Below are 13,569 nucleotides of genomic sequence, written 5' to 3'. Positions count from 1 at the left end.
AGACCTGGCCTCCTACGCCAGCGACTTCCGTATCGCCTCGACCAGTGAGGCCGCCCGGACATCATCAGAACCTTCGATGATGTGGTTCATCACGTAGCCGAAGGCGACACCGTGCTCAGGGTCAGCGAACCCGAGCGAGCCACCTCGCCCGGCGTGACCGAACGACTGGGGTCCGGCCATGGCGTTCGTCTCGGTGGGCAACATGTAGCCCGAGCTGAAGCGGCTCGGCATCACCATCACCTCATCGACCCCGCTGGCCTGCTCTGCCGTCGCCAACGCAAGGGTCTCCGGAGACAACAGCCGCATCCCGTCCACCTCCCCGATCAGTGCGGCGTACATCCGCGCCAGTCCGCGCGCGGTCCCGATGCCGTTGGAAGCCGGGAGCTCGGCGGCCTGGACCTCGGGAGAGTTGAAGTCGATCTCAGCGGGATCGGTGACGGCGAAGGCTCTGTTGCTGAGAGAGTTCGGATCGCGCCAGGCGGCGACCAGTGCCCGGAACTCGTCGGGGATCGACTCCGGGGGAGCGGTCGTGAGGTCGACCGCCGGTTGCTGGTACACCATCCGGCTCAGCCGGTCGCGTTCACTCGCGGGCAGCCCGATGAAGAAGTCCAGCCCCAGCGGAGCCGCAATCTCGTCGGCGAAGAAGCGGCCGGGCATGCGGCCGGATACCCGACGGATCACCTCACCGACCAGCCAGCCCCAAGTCCTGCCGTGATATCCGTGCGCGGTGCCCGGATCCCACAGCGGACGCTGAGCGGCCAGTGCGGCGACCATCGGCTCCCAGGCCAACGCCTCCGACAGCGGCACCGGACGGTCCAGAGCGACCAGACCGGCCTGGTGAGACAGCAGCCAGCGCACAGGGATGTTCGCTTTGCCGTGCGCCGAGAACTCTGGCCAGTACTGGGCCACGGGGGCATCCAGGTCCAGCAGTCCGCGCTGGACCAACAGATGGACTGCTGTCGCGGTCGCTCCTTTGGTCGCCGAGTAGACGAGTTGCAGAGTGTCCCGCATCCATGGACGCCCAGTTTCGGCGTCGGCGACCCCGCCCCACAGGTCCACTACGGGCTGACCATCTCGATATACGCATACTGCTGCGCCGATGTCCCCGTGCCGGACGAAGTTCTCCGCGAAAGCCTCACGCACCGGTTCAAAACCAGCTGCAACCTCACCGTGGATCGTCGTCATGCGACCGATCCTGACACTTGGCTGCCCTGATTTGGAGGACTAGCTGAGATTGGCACTCGACAAGGGCAGGCTCCCGGTACTGACCGCGTCAAGGAAACGACACCAGGCCTCAAGCCCCGCTGGGATGACGGCTCCACTCACCTGCTTCGAGTCGCGTATGAACGCTCCGCTGGGAGCGAATGCGCACTCCACGCACTCGGTCCCGCTGCCGCCGCTGTAGGAGGACTTGAACCACTGGGGCATGGAGGGCGCCGTCATCAGAACTCCTTGCTTATGCGGTGGATGGTCTCCGCCGAGGACTCAAGGTCGAGTGCCTGTGCACTGAGGTATTCGAACGCCAACCTATAGCGATCAAGTTCCTTCGGCTTCTCCATGAAGAGCCCACCACCGAGTAGATCCACGTATACGACGTCCAGTTCTCGGGAGGGGCCTCGCAGGACAGCGAAGCTGCCAACGGCCGCTGCATGTGCGCCCTTGGCGAAGGGCAGGACCTGCACAGTGACGTGCGGGCGTTCAGAGGTTGCCAGCAGGTGCTGGAGCTGCTCACGCATGACCTCGTGGCCACCTACCCGGCGGCGTAGTGCGGCCTCGTCCACGACGCACCAGATGTGCGGGGGCTCCTCGCGGTCGAGCAACTCTTGCCGCTTCATGCGGATGTCGACCATGTGCTGAACTTCCCTCTCCGGGCACTGCACCTCTGAGGCGCGATGCACTGCCTCGGCATAAGCACGCGTCTGGAGTAGCCCGGGGATGTACATGCAGGCGTAGTGGTCCTCGCGTACGACCTCGTCCTCCAGCGTGAGCATGAGGTTCATGGAGTCTGGGATCGGGTCTGCCAGCGAACGCCACCAGCCCTGAATCTTCGCTCCCTTCGCGAGCTCAACAAGGGCTTGGCGTTCCTCATCCGAGGCGCCGTACTCACGGCAAAGTGCATCGACGGCCGGCCACTTGACTGTGCCTTCCTTGGTCTCGTAGCGGCTGAGCGTTGCTTTGGAGATGCCGACGCGTGCGCCAGCCTCTTCGAGGGTCAGGCGCTTCAGCTCCCGGAGACGCCGGAGGTCAGCGCCAAGCTGGCGCCTGCGAGTGGTCGGTCCAACTGCCATGACATCGGCCCTCCGTGTAGATGCCTCTGATCGTCCTAGCCACCCGAGTGGGACGGCAAGAAGGTGTGCGCCGGGGGCGCGTGCAGTCGGCCAGCGCTCCCGTAGGTACTTGATGAGAGTTCCATTTTGAGAGTTTCAATGCAACTCTCTGTATGTCAGGTGTTGCGTGCTGCAACCGAGCTTCGCCGAGGAGGAGTTGAACGATGGGTTGTATGGCCGGTGTGATGAGGAAGCCTTGGCACCTCCCCTTCGTCGCACAGCCTGAAGAGGTGGCCGCGCTCCGTCGTGCCATGCGTTTTCATCTCGGGCTTTGGGGCTTGCATGAGGTCATCGATGACGCTCAGCTCTGCCTGAGTGAACTCGTGACCAACGTCGTCACGCATGTTGGCGCAGGCACTCCGGCCGCGCTCGCCGTCTCCATGAACAGCACCCGATTGAGGATCGAGGTGCATGACCCCGACGTCCGCGCACTGCCCACGCTGGTTGCGGCGGAGGCCGTCTCCGAGGCCGGCCGCGGCATGGCCCTCGTCGACGCCCTTGCTGCTCAATGGGGTGTCCAGCTCACGCCAGGTAAGAAGGTGACTTGGTGTGAGTTGGCGACCGGCTTGTCAACCGAGTATGGGCATTGTGGAGGGGCTCGGATCAATCGGGTTGAAGCGTTGCTAGTCGAGTACCCGGTGGGTAGTGCACGGCTGCAGAAGTCCGCGGGCGGCAGCGTCCTAGGTCTGGTCGCAGCGGAGCAAGCAGCTGTCGACCTGATTGCAGATCTGCTTCATTGGCTCAGAGCCCATGGCCGCGATGCCGACACCGCACTTGACCGCGCGCAGACTCACTTCGAGGCGGAGATCTCGGAAGCCGAGGGCAATTCGAAGTAGGGCTCGGGCCAACTGACGGAGCCGTCTGCGTGGGCTTGGGCGACGTGCTGCAACAGGAGGCTTGTGGGGTCTTGTATGTCTACCTCGGCCTCCTTGCCGAGTAGGCGGGTCGTGATGGGGATCGAGGGATAGTCGATGCCGAGCAGTCCGCATATATGCTCGAACTCGTCGTTTTTGTTGCCTTCTCCCAGGTTGGACTCGAGATAGTCGTGGAGGCGCGAGGTTATATCAAGCATGGCGTTACCGCTGTCAGATACGTGGTAAATGCCGCCTTGTAGGCTCTCACTACCGAGGAAGCCGATGATGAAGAGCCTCTCGACCTCGTATCGCAGCGCGTCTAGGCTGACGTTCAGGTCCTTGGATGCAGTTCTGTGGTTTCGGTAGCCCTGCTTCTTGACGTACGACAAGATCGCAATGGGGAGGCCGGGGCGCTTTGAGGCAGCGAAGCGCGTGACGTCCTGAGGGGTGAGCCCTCCCAGGGCCACCTGAAGGAGGAGATCCTTCGTTATCTCCTCCCTCAGGGAGGCGTAGATCGCCTCGCGAGACTTATCGTCACCTGCGTTGAAGTCCGCCGGAACCCAGAAGACGCGTAGACGTGACAGTCGATTCCGTAACGGGCCCCTTAGGTAAGACTGTGTTACTTCGGTGAACCGGGCCCGGTGTCGACTTTCGTGACGTGCGATATAGACGGCGGCGTGAATGTCCTCCTCATTGAGGAACGTTCTGAGGTCCTTGTCTATGCCGTCCCCGCCGTGCTGCCACAGAGTCTGACCTGCAACTACCTTCGACCAGTCCCTCTTGAGGTCGCACGAGAAGTCAAAGAGCTTTCGCTGTCCTTCTGTGTAGCCGAACAGTCTTGACTTAGATGCGCTTTCCATGATCCGTAATGCGGCGGATGACAGAAAATCGTGTTCCCTTGATGTCGCCATGGTGTCTCCTGGGGCAGTGGGGGAGCTTACTTTGCTGCGAACCTCGTGTAACCCGTGCCGTTCGGGAAGACGACGTCAATTCGCTCCGTGTGGAGAAGATTCAGCAAGTCATCCTGTGGCTTTTCGGGGAGCAGTACAACCAGTTGAGGGTTGCGCCGCTCGATGTGCCTCACGTAGTCCTTGAGTTGCCCGATTGCCGTGCGAACTTCCTCACGACTGCTGTCGCCCCTAACTGAGTAAAGCTCGTGCTCGGTGGCGTCATAGAGGTCAGTCTTGAGGATGGTTGTCGTGCCCGCGATCTTGATTTGGTACGCGTAGACCTCATGCTGCTGCTTCTTCAGAACATCGAGGTAATGTTCCCGCAGGTCTGATTGCCTGAGATCGGCTATGAGGCTCGGCTGGGCGGCGCGCCGGCTCTCTGAGACTCGTCTTCTCTTGGGCTCGACCATCCGTGGCTCTAGTATTCGACTTGTGGCTACGGCCGCTGACACCCGCTCGGCGTTTGTTGTGTCGGCACGCGTGATGATGTCCTTGGCGATGCGTTCGAACTCGCCTTTTGGACGGAGACGGAAGACGATGATGCGGCGACGCTCCTTCGCCTCGTCCAATGCCTCGCGCACGGTATACGGCTGCTGCGAGTCCAGTTCAAAGTCGCCAACATATCGCTGACGCTTCGCGGCGGACTTTGAGCCAGGTACCTTTCCCGATGCCATGAAGACGCGGAGAGATCTCCCCGTGTCTGCGTGGTACAGGACAGCCGCGTTGCGGGAGCCGTTCAGGCCGAGAAACGTTTGCTCGCCGCGGGTGCCCTGGCCGGTGTACTCGAATATCGGCCCCCGCTCGTCCTCTTCCTCTAGCCAGCCGTCCTCGTAGCCGTACTTCTTGCCGCTGTCATGGTCTACGTAGATGAGGATGTTTGGGGTGGAATCAGAGGGAATGATCCCTCCTTGTGTCCCACCGCCAAACAGCTTCTTCATCGCTGCGCGCGTGGTCATCAGCCCGGGCTTGATCGAAGCTAAGTCCATGGTCTGACGTTAGCCGATCACTCTGACACCGAGCGTGGTCAACTAGCTTGCGTTGATGGCCGCGTATGACCAGACGTCGGCTGGCAGTTCATGCTCCAGGCGCCATGTGATCGCCATCGGCTTGTTGCCCGTATGGCCTTCGTAGACGGCTGGCCCGAGCAGCATCCAAGGCTGAGACTTACCGATGTCGGTGTTCTTGTACCTGCGCATGAAGAGCAGGACGTGGCTGCCCCGTTGGGCGTGGCGCTGGTAGCGCAGGCCCGTGGGGGAGGTCTCGGCCGTCGAGTTTTGAGACTCCCAGTGGAAGAGTGTCGGGCTGAGGGCGTAGTCCCTGTATCGGACAGTGGGCGAGAAGTCCTTCTCGTTCTTCTCCAGCGTGATCAGGAGGGCGTCTGTCTGGAGGTCCTCGACCCACTGGACGCCTTGCGCGAACGACCTAGGCATCTGGCCGCCAAAGCGTGCTACACCGAGCGCCGCAAGGACCTCGGAGCGGTTATAAGCGCAGTGGACCTTGAGCGGGACTTGGCTGTGGCTGCCGGACAGGGGGATGGGGAAGTGATCCGCTTGTTCTATGACGTAGGACAGGACCTGGCGAAGCTCGTCGCGGACGACGGGTTGGTCGCGCAGTGCGTCGAGGCCTTGTTGGAAGCTGGTGAAACCGCCTGCGTTGTCCCACAAGTTGAAGAAGAGCATCCGGGCGTAGGCCTGGTCCGTGGGGTCTAGCTCGTCGTAGTCCGGTACTTCATCGGCGAGAAGCCGGAGGTACGCGTTGGCTCGCTCAGGGTCGTCGACGTGCAGGAAGGCGTGGACGCGTTTGAGAAGGGCCGATTCGCCGGTAGGAGCAGAAGTGTCGAGCAGGCCGGCTCGCCGCAGGATGGTCGTCCAGGAGTTGTCGCTCTTGTACAGCTCCTTGATCTCCCTACGGCTTTCTCGCAGGTAGTCCGTCAGCTGAGGCGTGTCGTAGGCCTTGACTTCGTTGACCAACGTCTTGACGGTGGCGCTGAGTTGGGTGCGAATGTTGCCAAGCACCAGGTCCTTGGCTTTGCCTTCCAAGATGATCTGGCATCCGGACGGCAGAAGCGGAAAGTCGTGCTCGATGTGGTCGACGAGCCGGTTCCTGGAGAGGTTCGTCAAGGCCCGGAACTGCTCTTCAAAGCGGAACTCCGCCCGATGCTGTCCGATGAAGTCGAGGACCGTGAGCACGGGCTTCATCTCAGTGCGCCGTAGCCCACGGCCTAGCTGCTGTAGGAAGACCGTGGCGCTGTTGGTGGGGCGCAAGAGGAGGAGAGTGTCGACATCGGGGATGTCGAGGCCTTCGTTGAACAGGTCCACGGAGAAGATGACCTGTAGTTTCCCCTCGCGTAGGTCCGCGAGTGCTTGAGCTCGTACGACGGCAGGCGAGTCGCTGGTGAGTGCGGCTGCTTGGAATCCGGCTCTTTGGAAGAAGTCCGCCATGAAGCGGGCGTGCTTCTTGTCCACACAGAATCCCAGTGCGCGCATCGCTCCGGGGTGGGAGATCTTGTCTCGGATCTGCTTGACGACGATGCGTGCGCGCGCCTGGTTGCCCGTATAGAGGTTGCCGAGTTCCTCGTCCGTGTACGTGCCCCGCTTCCAGCTGAGGCTCGTCAGGTCTGTGCCATCAGGGATGCCGAAGTAGTGAAAGGGGCACAGCAGGTCGTTTTCGAGTGCCTCCCAGAGTCGCATCTCGGCGGCGATGCGGCCGTCGAAGAACTCGTCCTGCACATTGAGCCCGTCCATCCGCTCGGGGGTCGCGGTCAGGCCGAGCAGTTCCTTGGGCTTGAAGTGATTGATAACGCGGCGATAGGTGGTGGCCGTAGCGTGATGGAACTCGTCGATGACGATGACGTCGAAGTGGTCCGCAGCCAGCTCCTCAAGTCGCTGGATGTTTAGGGACTGGACGCTGGCAAAGACGTGGTCCCACGCGTGCGGGTCCTCACCGCCGTAGAGCAGCTCGCCGAATGAGGCGTCGTCCAGCACCTCTCGGTAGGTACGGAGAGATTGCTTGAGGATCTCCTTGCGGTGGGCGACGAACAGCAGTCGGGGCCTGCGGTTGCTGAAGCCCTTAGCCAGGCTTCGGTAGTCCAGAGCTGCCATCACCGTCTTGCCAGTACCAGTGGCTGCGACCAGCAGGTTGCGGTTGATGCCTCGGAGTTCGCGCTCCACCCGTAGCCGCTCCAGCATGTCCTGCTGGTAGGGGAAGGGTCGTACCTCCAGCCCGGACAGGTTGATCTTCAAGTCAGCGGTGGAGGTGGCGCCACTTGCATGGGCTAGAGCTTGGTCGATGCGCTCGGCGTGGTGATCGGGGTCGTACGTCTCGAACGCGGAGTCGTTCCAGTACGCGTCGAAGGTCGCCTCGAATTTGTTGAGTACAGCCGGTGTGGCGATGGAGGATAGACGAACGTTCCACTCCAGCCCATCTAGGAGCGCAGCCTTCGACAGGTTCGAGCTGCCGACGTACGCGGTGTCAAAGCCTGTGTGCCGTCGGAAGAGCCATGCCTTGGCGTGCAGTCGAGTGGACCGGATCTCATAGTTGACCTTGACGGTAGCGCCGAAGTCGCGGACCAGACGGTCGAGTGCGTGGCGGTCGGTGGCGCCGATGTAAGTGGTCGTGATGACCCGGATTGGTACGCCCCGCTCCTTCGCGGCGCGCAACGAGTCCTCCAGGACGCGAATGCCGTACCACTTCACGAAGGCACAGAGCAGGTCGATGCGGTCTGCCGTAGCGAGTTCCGCCCTGAGCTCGGAGCCGAGACTAAGGTCTTCCGGAGAGTTTGTGATGAGCGAAGTCTCAGACAGGGGCGTCAGAGGACGTAGAGCGTAGACGCCCGGAGCTTCCTGTTTGGCCAGTGCCAGCAGCTGGCGAGGGCCTTCAACGATGGAGCTTGCACCCTCGGCATGGGCTTCGGTCGGGTTGTTCGCGTCGTTGGCCAACGACTCAAGGATGCGGTTCGCGGTCGTCACGCGTTCCTCGGGCGGAAGCTCGCTTAGTCGCTGACTAACTGCCTCACCGATGTAGCGAGCCAGCACGTGGGGCGACGACTCCGGCGTGACTTCAGCTTCGATTGCCTTCCAACCCGCAGCACTGAAACCTTCGAGCTCGTCGTGCAAGCCGTGGGTGATCAGTTTCTCGTAGAGCCCTGCGATCGGCTTCGACAGCCCCCCATGCTCGGCCACGACTGCTCCCCTGATCCCTCGTGGTTCTCGTACACGATCACTCGTGACGACATAGATCAGTTCTAACAGCAATCACTGTCATTTGAGGGCTGTACCAAAAGGTGACCTACGGTGCTGTTGGACCGCCCGCCTCCTGGCCAGTGTCGTGCCTCCACGCCCCGCCTCAAGGGCGCTCCAGCACGGGTGAGAAGCGAGCGGGCGGCCCGGGGAAGCGGGGGTTGGAGGTGGGCGGCGGGACTGGTGGCTGTCCAGCCCGGGGCGAGGGTGTACGCGGCAGGGGTGCGGCGCACGCCGGGGCGGCTCGGCGGCTTACGGCTCGGTCGGGGCGGCTGACGGTGACGGACGGGCCTGAGGCGGAGGTGGCCGGTGCAGTCGTTTTTGCCCCGCCGGCTCCTGCTGGTCGCAGTGGAGAGGGAGTGTGAAGCGGTCGCTCATCCCGCTGCCGGGGCGACGTAGATCGAGAGCTGTGTCGGACTTCCGCCGGTGTATCGGGCTTCGGCGAGGGTTGCGACCAGGTCGCGGAGGATGGTCAGCGCGATGGAGAGATCGCCTTGCGCGCCCGCGACGGGCCGGGCGTCGGGCCAGACGATGACCACGGGGGGATTGCAGTGCGTGGAGCTGGCCCCAGACCGAATCCGAGAGGGCGTCCCACAGCGTGCGGGAGGTGCCGAGCGGCGGGTCCAGGGGAAGTGCGTTCCGCACGGCCGCGAAGAACGCCTCCTTGTCGGTCCGCCCGGCGGTGGAGAGCGTGAAGACGGGAATGCCCTGGCGGGAGGCCTCGTCGAGGATCCCGGGAATGTCCGCTCCGGGAACCTCGTGGAAGCCTCTGTCGATCACCATGTTCAGAACCGCACCGGGGCGTCCCCGCCGGTCCGGATCTGGCCGCTGAGCAGGGTGTGAGCGGCCGGCGTCCGAGGGGCAGCAGGTCAGTCGGTGTACGGCCCGGGCTACTCCGCGATCTCCGTCCGTTCCCACCAGCGGTACACCGTCGCCGAGCCCTCCTCCGTCTCCTCGTGGCGGGTGGTGACCTTGTAGTGCTCGTAGCCGCCCATGTGGGGGATCTTGAGTTCTTGGCCGGGCGGGGTGACCGGGACGACCTTGCCTGCCAGGTCGTCCGGTCCGCCGTCCAGGAGTGCTTTGGTGGTCATACGTCCATTTTGCCCCGCGAGGGGGTGGCGCATGCTGGGGGCCGCGGCCGCCGGTCCTCGTCAGGCTGCGACCGGGCCGTGGCACTGGCCGTAGGGGCGGTCCGAGCCGCACCAGCAAGCCGAATCCTGCTGCGGGGGCCAGGCCACCGCTCGGCCCCGGGCCGCCAGGGTCGTCGCGTACTGGGGGAGCAGGGTGGGGTCGGACGGGGACGAGAGTTCCGAGGCGGCGAAGGCCTCGTAGGAGGGGACCGTGCCGGTGACGATGCCCAGATTCGGGGTGCCGGAGGACGCCAGTTCCCGGAGGGCGGACTCTATGGTCGCGAGGTGGGCCTCGTGGGACGGGTACTCCGTCTCCAGGGCCGGGTACGCCTCCAGGAGCTCCGTGAGCTCCGTGGCCGGCCAGTGGAGGATCGCCACCGGGAAGGGGCGGGAGAGGGCCTCGCGGTAGGCACCCAGTTCCGCTCGGAGGCGGTGGATCTCCGCTTCCAGCTCTGCCGGATTCTCCGAGCCCAGGGACCAGACGCGCTTGGGGTCGTGGAGCTCGTCCAGGGAGACGGGGAGGGAGTGGACCGAGTCGGCCAGGGCGTCCCACTCGTCGTGGGCCTTGCCCAGCATGCGGCGGACCCGGTGGCGGCCGAAGAGGAGGGGGTGGGCCGGCTGCGGGGGCTGCGGGACGCCGGTCAGGAGGTGGCGGACGGCCTCCGTGAACGTGTCGTGCGCTGCTTCCAACTCGTCGTGGTTCTCGAGGGCCTCCGCGACGATCACCCAGGGGGCCGGGTCTCTCGGGGACGCCGCCCGGACGCCCTCGATGATCGCTCTGGCCTCGGCCTCGTGGCCGTACTCCCAGAGGTTCGAGGCCTTCAGGGCGCGGACCAGGTGGGGGTTCTCCAGGCCGTCCGTGGAGGACAGCAGTCGGTCGTAGAGAGTCGTGGCCTCGGGGCGGTCGCCGGAGAGTTCCAGGTGGGCCGCGGCGCGCAGCAGCAGGGCCTCGGCGTCCTCGGGGTAAAGGCCGGCGGTCCGCTCCAGGCGTGCCGCCTCGGCGGTGTGGTCGACGTTCTCGGCAGGCGTGTCGGGGCGCATGGGGGACACCGTACTGCCGGGAGGTGACGAGCGTGAGAGATGCGCAGGCCGGACCCCCGGCCTGCCCCAGTTCCTCATGCTCGCCATCCCGGCTCCACGGTTCGCCCCGAACCGCCGCCGTGCCGAACCGCCACCGTGCGGACGCCGGTCTACAGCGTCACTCCGTCTATCTGGAGTGTCTGGACCGACTTCGCCGCGAAGGGGACGCTCACCGATTTTCCGTTCAGGCGGATGTCCGAGTGCGGGGTGTAGAGGTCGCCGCCGCCCGTCGTCACCGTGTTCCAGCGGGGGACCGCTCCTCCCGAGCCGCCCGTCACTGTGGAGAAGCGGGAGAGGTCGAAGGTGAGGGTCTGGGCGGAGGTGGAGGTGTTGACCGCTACCAGCACCAGGCGGCGGGACGTGGCGTCGTGGGCCGCGACCGCGTAGCTCACTCCTGTGTCCAGGATGGTCATGCCGGGGCGGATGTGGCGGCTGAACTGGGCGAGTACGTAGTGCTTCGTCTGGACGGTCGTCGGCTGGAGGGTGTTCGCGTCGTAGGCGATCATCGCCCAGCCGGTCGACGGATCCATGACTTGCCAGTAACACCACGCCGTGGGGTGCAGCCAGCGGAAGTCGTAGCAGAGGTTCGACGCCAGGGTCAGGCCCGTGCCGTCGCTGTCGCCCGTCTCGGAGTTCCAGAGTTTCTTGCGGGACGTCGTCACCACGTCCGTGTAGAGGAGGTCGCGGCGGCCGCCGGAACCCTGGTAGCCGTGCACGTTGACCTGGGAGACCAGGGCTTTCGTCGAGGAGTCGAAGGAGGACCAGGTTGAGCGGGCGGTGTCGTAGTTCGTCTCGTCCGAGGCCGCGATGCGGATGTTCGTCAGGCCGCGCTTGTCCAACTCGCTGCGCATGTAGGGGAGTACGGCGGCCTGGACCGCCGGGTCCAGATGGCAGCCCTCCTGGGTGCCGGTCGCGGTCCACCAGGTGGAGGCCGGCTCGTTGAAGGGGTCGACCGTCGCGAAGTTCACGCCCCAGTTGTTGCGTGCGTAGAGGGCTGTCGCCGCGAGGTGGGAGGCGTGCTGGCGGTAGTTCCAGGTCTGGAGGTTGTTGCCGCCGTTCGCGGCGCCCGAGGGGTTGTGGTTGGCGCACATCCACCACATGGGGGAGTTGGCGAAGAGTTCGGTGATCGCGCCGCGCTGGGTCGCCTTCCCGAGCATCGCGCGCTGGTTGGCGTCCGCCGACCACTTCCAGGCGGAGGAGGTGGGGTCCTCGTTGTTCCAGTCCTGCCAGAAGCCTTCGATCTGCTTGAAGCCGGGGATGTTGGGCGACTTCACCATCGTCTCGCCGCCCACGCTGTTCCAGCTGGACGCGCCGAGGTTGTAGCGGGCGATGTTGAGGCCCAGGCCGGGGAGGGAACGGCCGTTGTACGTCACCGACTTGGTGGTGAAGAAGAGGTCCGCGAAGTCGTCCCGGGCGCCGAAGACGTTGGCCCACCAGGCGAGGGAGGTGCCCCAGCCCTCCCAGGTGCCGTACGTGGTCGAGGGGGTGACGGCGATCGTGGCGTCCGCGTGTGCGGTGCCCGTCGCCAGGGCGCTGCCGAGGAACGTACCGCCTGCTGCGGCCAGCAGGGTTCTGCGTCGTATCACGGCTCCTCCGTAGGGGAGTTCGGGGCAGGCGCCGGTCCCCCCGGTCCGGCGTCGCGGGTCGGCCCGCTGATGGCATCGAGAAGCATCGGGTGTGGCAGGTGTGTTGTCGAGAGTTGTGACGAACCTTTCTAAAACCCGTGTACGAAGGGTCGGACGCGATCGGCGGAGCGATCCTGTATAACGAACTGGAGAGGAACGAACGGGGAGTCGGGCGAGTGCGCGTACGGGAGGAGGGGCAGATCGTGGTCCGTGGCTGGGCGAGTCTGCGTCCCGCTCTCGTGCTGCTCTTCCTCGTCCTGGAAGTGGCCCTGCTCGACACCGGCAGCCTCTCCGCCACCGTCGCCCTCGCCGCGACCGCCGCCGCCTCGGCCGCGCTCGCGGTGTGCGCCCTCCTCGGCTCGCGCTGCGCACCCGTCGTGCCGCGCACCCGGGTGCGTACGGCCATCCGCGACCGTGATCTCCGTACGGCCTTCCTGCCCCAACGCGACCCCGACGCCAGGGGGCGCACCCGGCCCCGGGCACCCGGTCACGCCCTCCGGGCGACCGTCGCGTAGGGGGCCTCCACCCATCTGACCCCCGCGCGGGTCGTCATGCCGCCATGCACGTTTCCGGCACGACGAGACCCCCGGAGGGCTCACCCATGTCCGTCTTCGCCAACCTGGTCGAGCAACTCGCCGACCTCCTTCAGCCGCTGTTCGGCGCCTCCGCGGCCGCCGCCGCGATCGTCCTGTTCACCGCACTCGTACGACTCCTCGTCCACCCCCTGTCCCGGGCCGCCGCACGCGGTCAGAAGGCCCGGACCGCGCTCCAGCCGAAGATCGCCGAGCTGCGGAAGAAGCACGGGAAGAACCCCGAGAAACTCCAGCGGGCCGTACTGGAACTGCACGCCGAGGAGAAGGTGTCGCCGCTCGCCGGCTGCCTGCCCGGGCTGCTCCAGGTCCCCGCGTTCTTCCTGCTGTACCACCTGTTCTCCAGCGACACGATCGGCGGCGAGGCCAACGCGCTGCTCGGTCACCAGTTGCTCGCCGCGCCGCTGGGCGGGCGGTGGGTGGATGCCCTCCAGGGGGGTGCCTTCGGGGGTGCGGGGCTCGTGTACGCCGGGTTGTTCGTGATCGTCGCCGGGGTCGCCGCGTTCAGCTTCCGGCTCAGCAAGCGCATGATGGCGGCGAACCCCTCCGTACCGGCCGCCGGTGGTGAGCAGATGGCGGGGCTCGGGGCGGTGACCAAGGTGATGCCGTTCATGTCCTTCTTCACGCTCGTCACCGTGGCGGTGGTGCCGCTGGCCGCCGCGCTGTACGTGGTGACCAGTACGACGTGGAGTGTGGTGGAGCGGGCTGTGCTGTACCGGTAGCCCCTGGCGCTCTACGAGTTTCGAAAGGATGATATTCCCGGAACTTCCGTCCT

The 13,569-nt window shown here is 65.1% G+C and carries 13 protein-coding genes; 3 read left to right on the top strand and 10 right to left on the bottom strand.

Features of this window, described 5'->3' with window-relative positions; translation table 11 throughout:
• Positions 1 to 12 precede the first annotated feature (12 nt).
• The 3 genes from ABZ016_RS04300 to ABZ016_RS04290 are packed head-to-tail and all read right to left on the bottom strand — an operon-like array spanning position 13 to position 2,288.
• Complete coding sequence (locus ABZ016_RS04300; RefSeq protein ID WP_356914995.1) at positions 13 to 1,185, bottom strand: serine hydrolase domain-containing protein; 1,173 nt, start codon at positions 1,183 to 1,185, stop codon at positions 13 to 15.
• Between the two features lie 39 nt (positions 1,186 to 1,224).
• A complete protein-coding gene (locus ABZ016_RS04295; RefSeq protein ID WP_356915054.1) occupies positions 1,225 to 1,428 on the bottom strand; it encodes a DUF397 domain-containing protein in 204 nt (67 codons plus the stop codon).
• A 14-nt stretch (positions 1,429 to 1,442) separates the two neighbouring features.
• Entirely contained in the window at positions 1,443 to 2,288 is an 846-nt protein-coding gene (locus tag ABZ016_RS04290) for a helix-turn-helix transcriptional regulator (RefSeq protein WP_356914994.1), read from the bottom strand.
• 212 nt (positions 2,289 to 2,500) lie between these two features.
• On the opposite strand from ABZ016_RS04290, the gene ABZ016_RS04285 reads away from it, so the two are divergent.
• Complete coding sequence (locus ABZ016_RS04285) at positions 2,501 to 3,163, top strand: ATP-binding protein (protein ID WP_356914993.1); 663 nt, start codon at positions 2,501 to 2,503, stop codon at positions 3,161 to 3,163.
• Here ABZ016_RS04285 and ABZ016_RS04280 read toward each other — a convergent pair.
• From ABZ016_RS04280 to ABZ016_RS04250, 7 genes are all read right to left on the bottom strand, one after another.
• Positions 3,118 to 4,092 carry a hypothetical protein gene (locus ABZ016_RS04280; RefSeq protein WP_356914992.1) on the bottom strand — a complete coding sequence of 325 codons (975 nt, stop codon included), beginning with the start codon at positions 4,090 to 4,092 and terminating at the stop codon, positions 3,118 to 3,120. The two genes, ABZ016_RS04285 and ABZ016_RS04280, sit on opposite strands and share 46 nt — an antisense overlap.
• Positions 4,093 to 4,118: 26 nt before the next feature.
• Positions 4,119 to 5,117, bottom strand: a complete 999-nt coding sequence (locus ABZ016_RS04275) for a hypothetical protein (RefSeq protein ID WP_356914991.1) — start codon at positions 5,115 to 5,117, stop codon at positions 4,119 to 4,121.
• A gap of 42 nt (positions 5,118 to 5,159) precedes the next feature.
• Positions 5,160 to 8,312 (bottom strand): DUF3427 domain-containing protein, encoded by a 3,153-nt coding sequence (locus ABZ016_RS04270; protein ID WP_356914990.1) that lies wholly within the window; start codon positions 8,310 to 8,312, stop codon positions 5,160 to 5,162.
• Positions 8,313 to 8,743: 431 nt separating this feature from the next.
• Positions 8,744 to 8,908 carry a hypothetical protein gene (locus tag ABZ016_RS04265; RefSeq protein ID WP_356914989.1) on the bottom strand — a complete coding sequence of 55 codons (165 nt, stop codon included), beginning with the start codon at positions 8,906 to 8,908 and terminating at the stop codon, positions 8,744 to 8,746.
• Between the two features lie 351 nt (positions 8,909 to 9,259).
• Positions 9,260 to 9,460, bottom strand: a complete 201-nt coding sequence (locus ABZ016_RS04260; RefSeq protein WP_356914988.1) for a DUF5988 family protein — start codon at positions 9,458 to 9,460, stop codon at positions 9,260 to 9,262.
• A gap of 60 nt (positions 9,461 to 9,520) precedes the next feature.
• The gene (locus tag ABZ016_RS04255; protein ID WP_356914987.1) at positions 9,521 to 10,540 is read right to left on the bottom strand and encodes an SEC-C metal-binding domain-containing protein; all 1,020 of its coding nucleotides are present in this window, start codon (positions 10,538 to 10,540) and stop codon (positions 9,521 to 9,523) included.
• 149 nt (positions 10,541 to 10,689) lie between these two features.
• A complete protein-coding gene (locus ABZ016_RS04250; RefSeq protein ID WP_356914986.1) occupies positions 10,690 to 12,165 on the bottom strand; it encodes a beta-1,6-galactanase in 1,476 nt (491 codons plus the stop codon).
• A 242-nt stretch (positions 12,166 to 12,407) separates the two neighbouring features.
• On the opposite strand from ABZ016_RS04250, the gene ABZ016_RS04245 reads away from it, so the two are divergent.
• Positions 12,408 to 12,719, top strand: a complete 312-nt coding sequence (locus tag ABZ016_RS04245) for a DUF6412 domain-containing protein (RefSeq protein ID WP_356915053.1) — start codon at positions 12,408 to 12,410, stop codon at positions 12,717 to 12,719.
• Positions 12,720 to 12,805: 86 nt separating this feature from the next.
• On the top strand, positions 12,806 to 13,516 hold the full coding sequence (locus ABZ016_RS04240; RefSeq protein ID WP_356914985.1) for a YidC/Oxa1 family membrane protein insertase: 711 nt from the start codon (positions 12,806 to 12,808) through the stop codon (positions 13,514 to 13,516).
• The last annotated feature ends 53 nt before the right edge of the window (positions 13,517 to 13,569 follow it).

Source organism: Streptomyces sp. NPDC006372, assembly GCF_040612515.1.
Classification (GTDB): Bacteria; Actinomycetota; Actinomycetes; order Streptomycetales; family Streptomycetaceae; genus Streptomyces.
The sequence above is the reverse complement of the archived record's forward strand: the minus strand, read 5'-3'. Positions and strand labels throughout refer to the sequence as shown.

What these genes read in the sequence shown, in the direction of transcription:
- ABZ016_RS04300 (WP_356914995.1), bottom strand. Translation starts at nt 1,185, where the DNA reads ATGACGACGATCCACGGTGAGGTTGCAGCTGGTTTTGAACCGGTGCGT.
- ABZ016_RS04295 (WP_356915054.1), bottom strand. Translation starts at nt 1,428, where the DNA reads ATGCCCCAGTGGTTCAAGTCCTCCTACAGCGGCGGCAGCGGGACCGAG.
- ABZ016_RS04290 (WP_356914994.1), bottom strand. Translation starts at nt 2,288, where the DNA reads ATGGCAGTTGGACCGACCACTCGCAGGCGCCAGCTTGGCGCTGACCTC.
- ABZ016_RS04285 (WP_356914993.1), top strand. Translation starts at nt 2,501, where the DNA reads ATGGCCGGTGTGATGAGGAAGCCTTGGCACCTCCCCTTCGTCGCACAG.
- ABZ016_RS04280 (WP_356914992.1), bottom strand. Translation starts at nt 4,092, where the DNA reads ATGGCGACATCAAGGGAACACGATTTTCTGTCATCCGCCGCATTACGG.
- ABZ016_RS04275 (WP_356914991.1), bottom strand. Translation starts at nt 5,117, where the DNA reads ATGGACTTAGCTTCGATCAAGCCCGGGCTGATGACCACGCGCGCAGCG.
- ABZ016_RS04260 (WP_356914988.1), bottom strand. Translation starts at nt 9,460, where the DNA reads ATGACCACCAAAGCACTCCTGGACGGCGGACCGGACGACCTGGCAGGC.
- ABZ016_RS04255 (WP_356914987.1), bottom strand. Translation starts at nt 10,540, where the DNA reads ATGCGCCCCGACACGCCTGCCGAGAACGTCGACCACACCGCCGAGGCG.
- ABZ016_RS04240 (WP_356914985.1), top strand. Translation starts at nt 12,806, where the DNA reads ATGTCCGTCTTCGCCAACCTGGTCGAGCAACTCGCCGACCTCCTTCAG.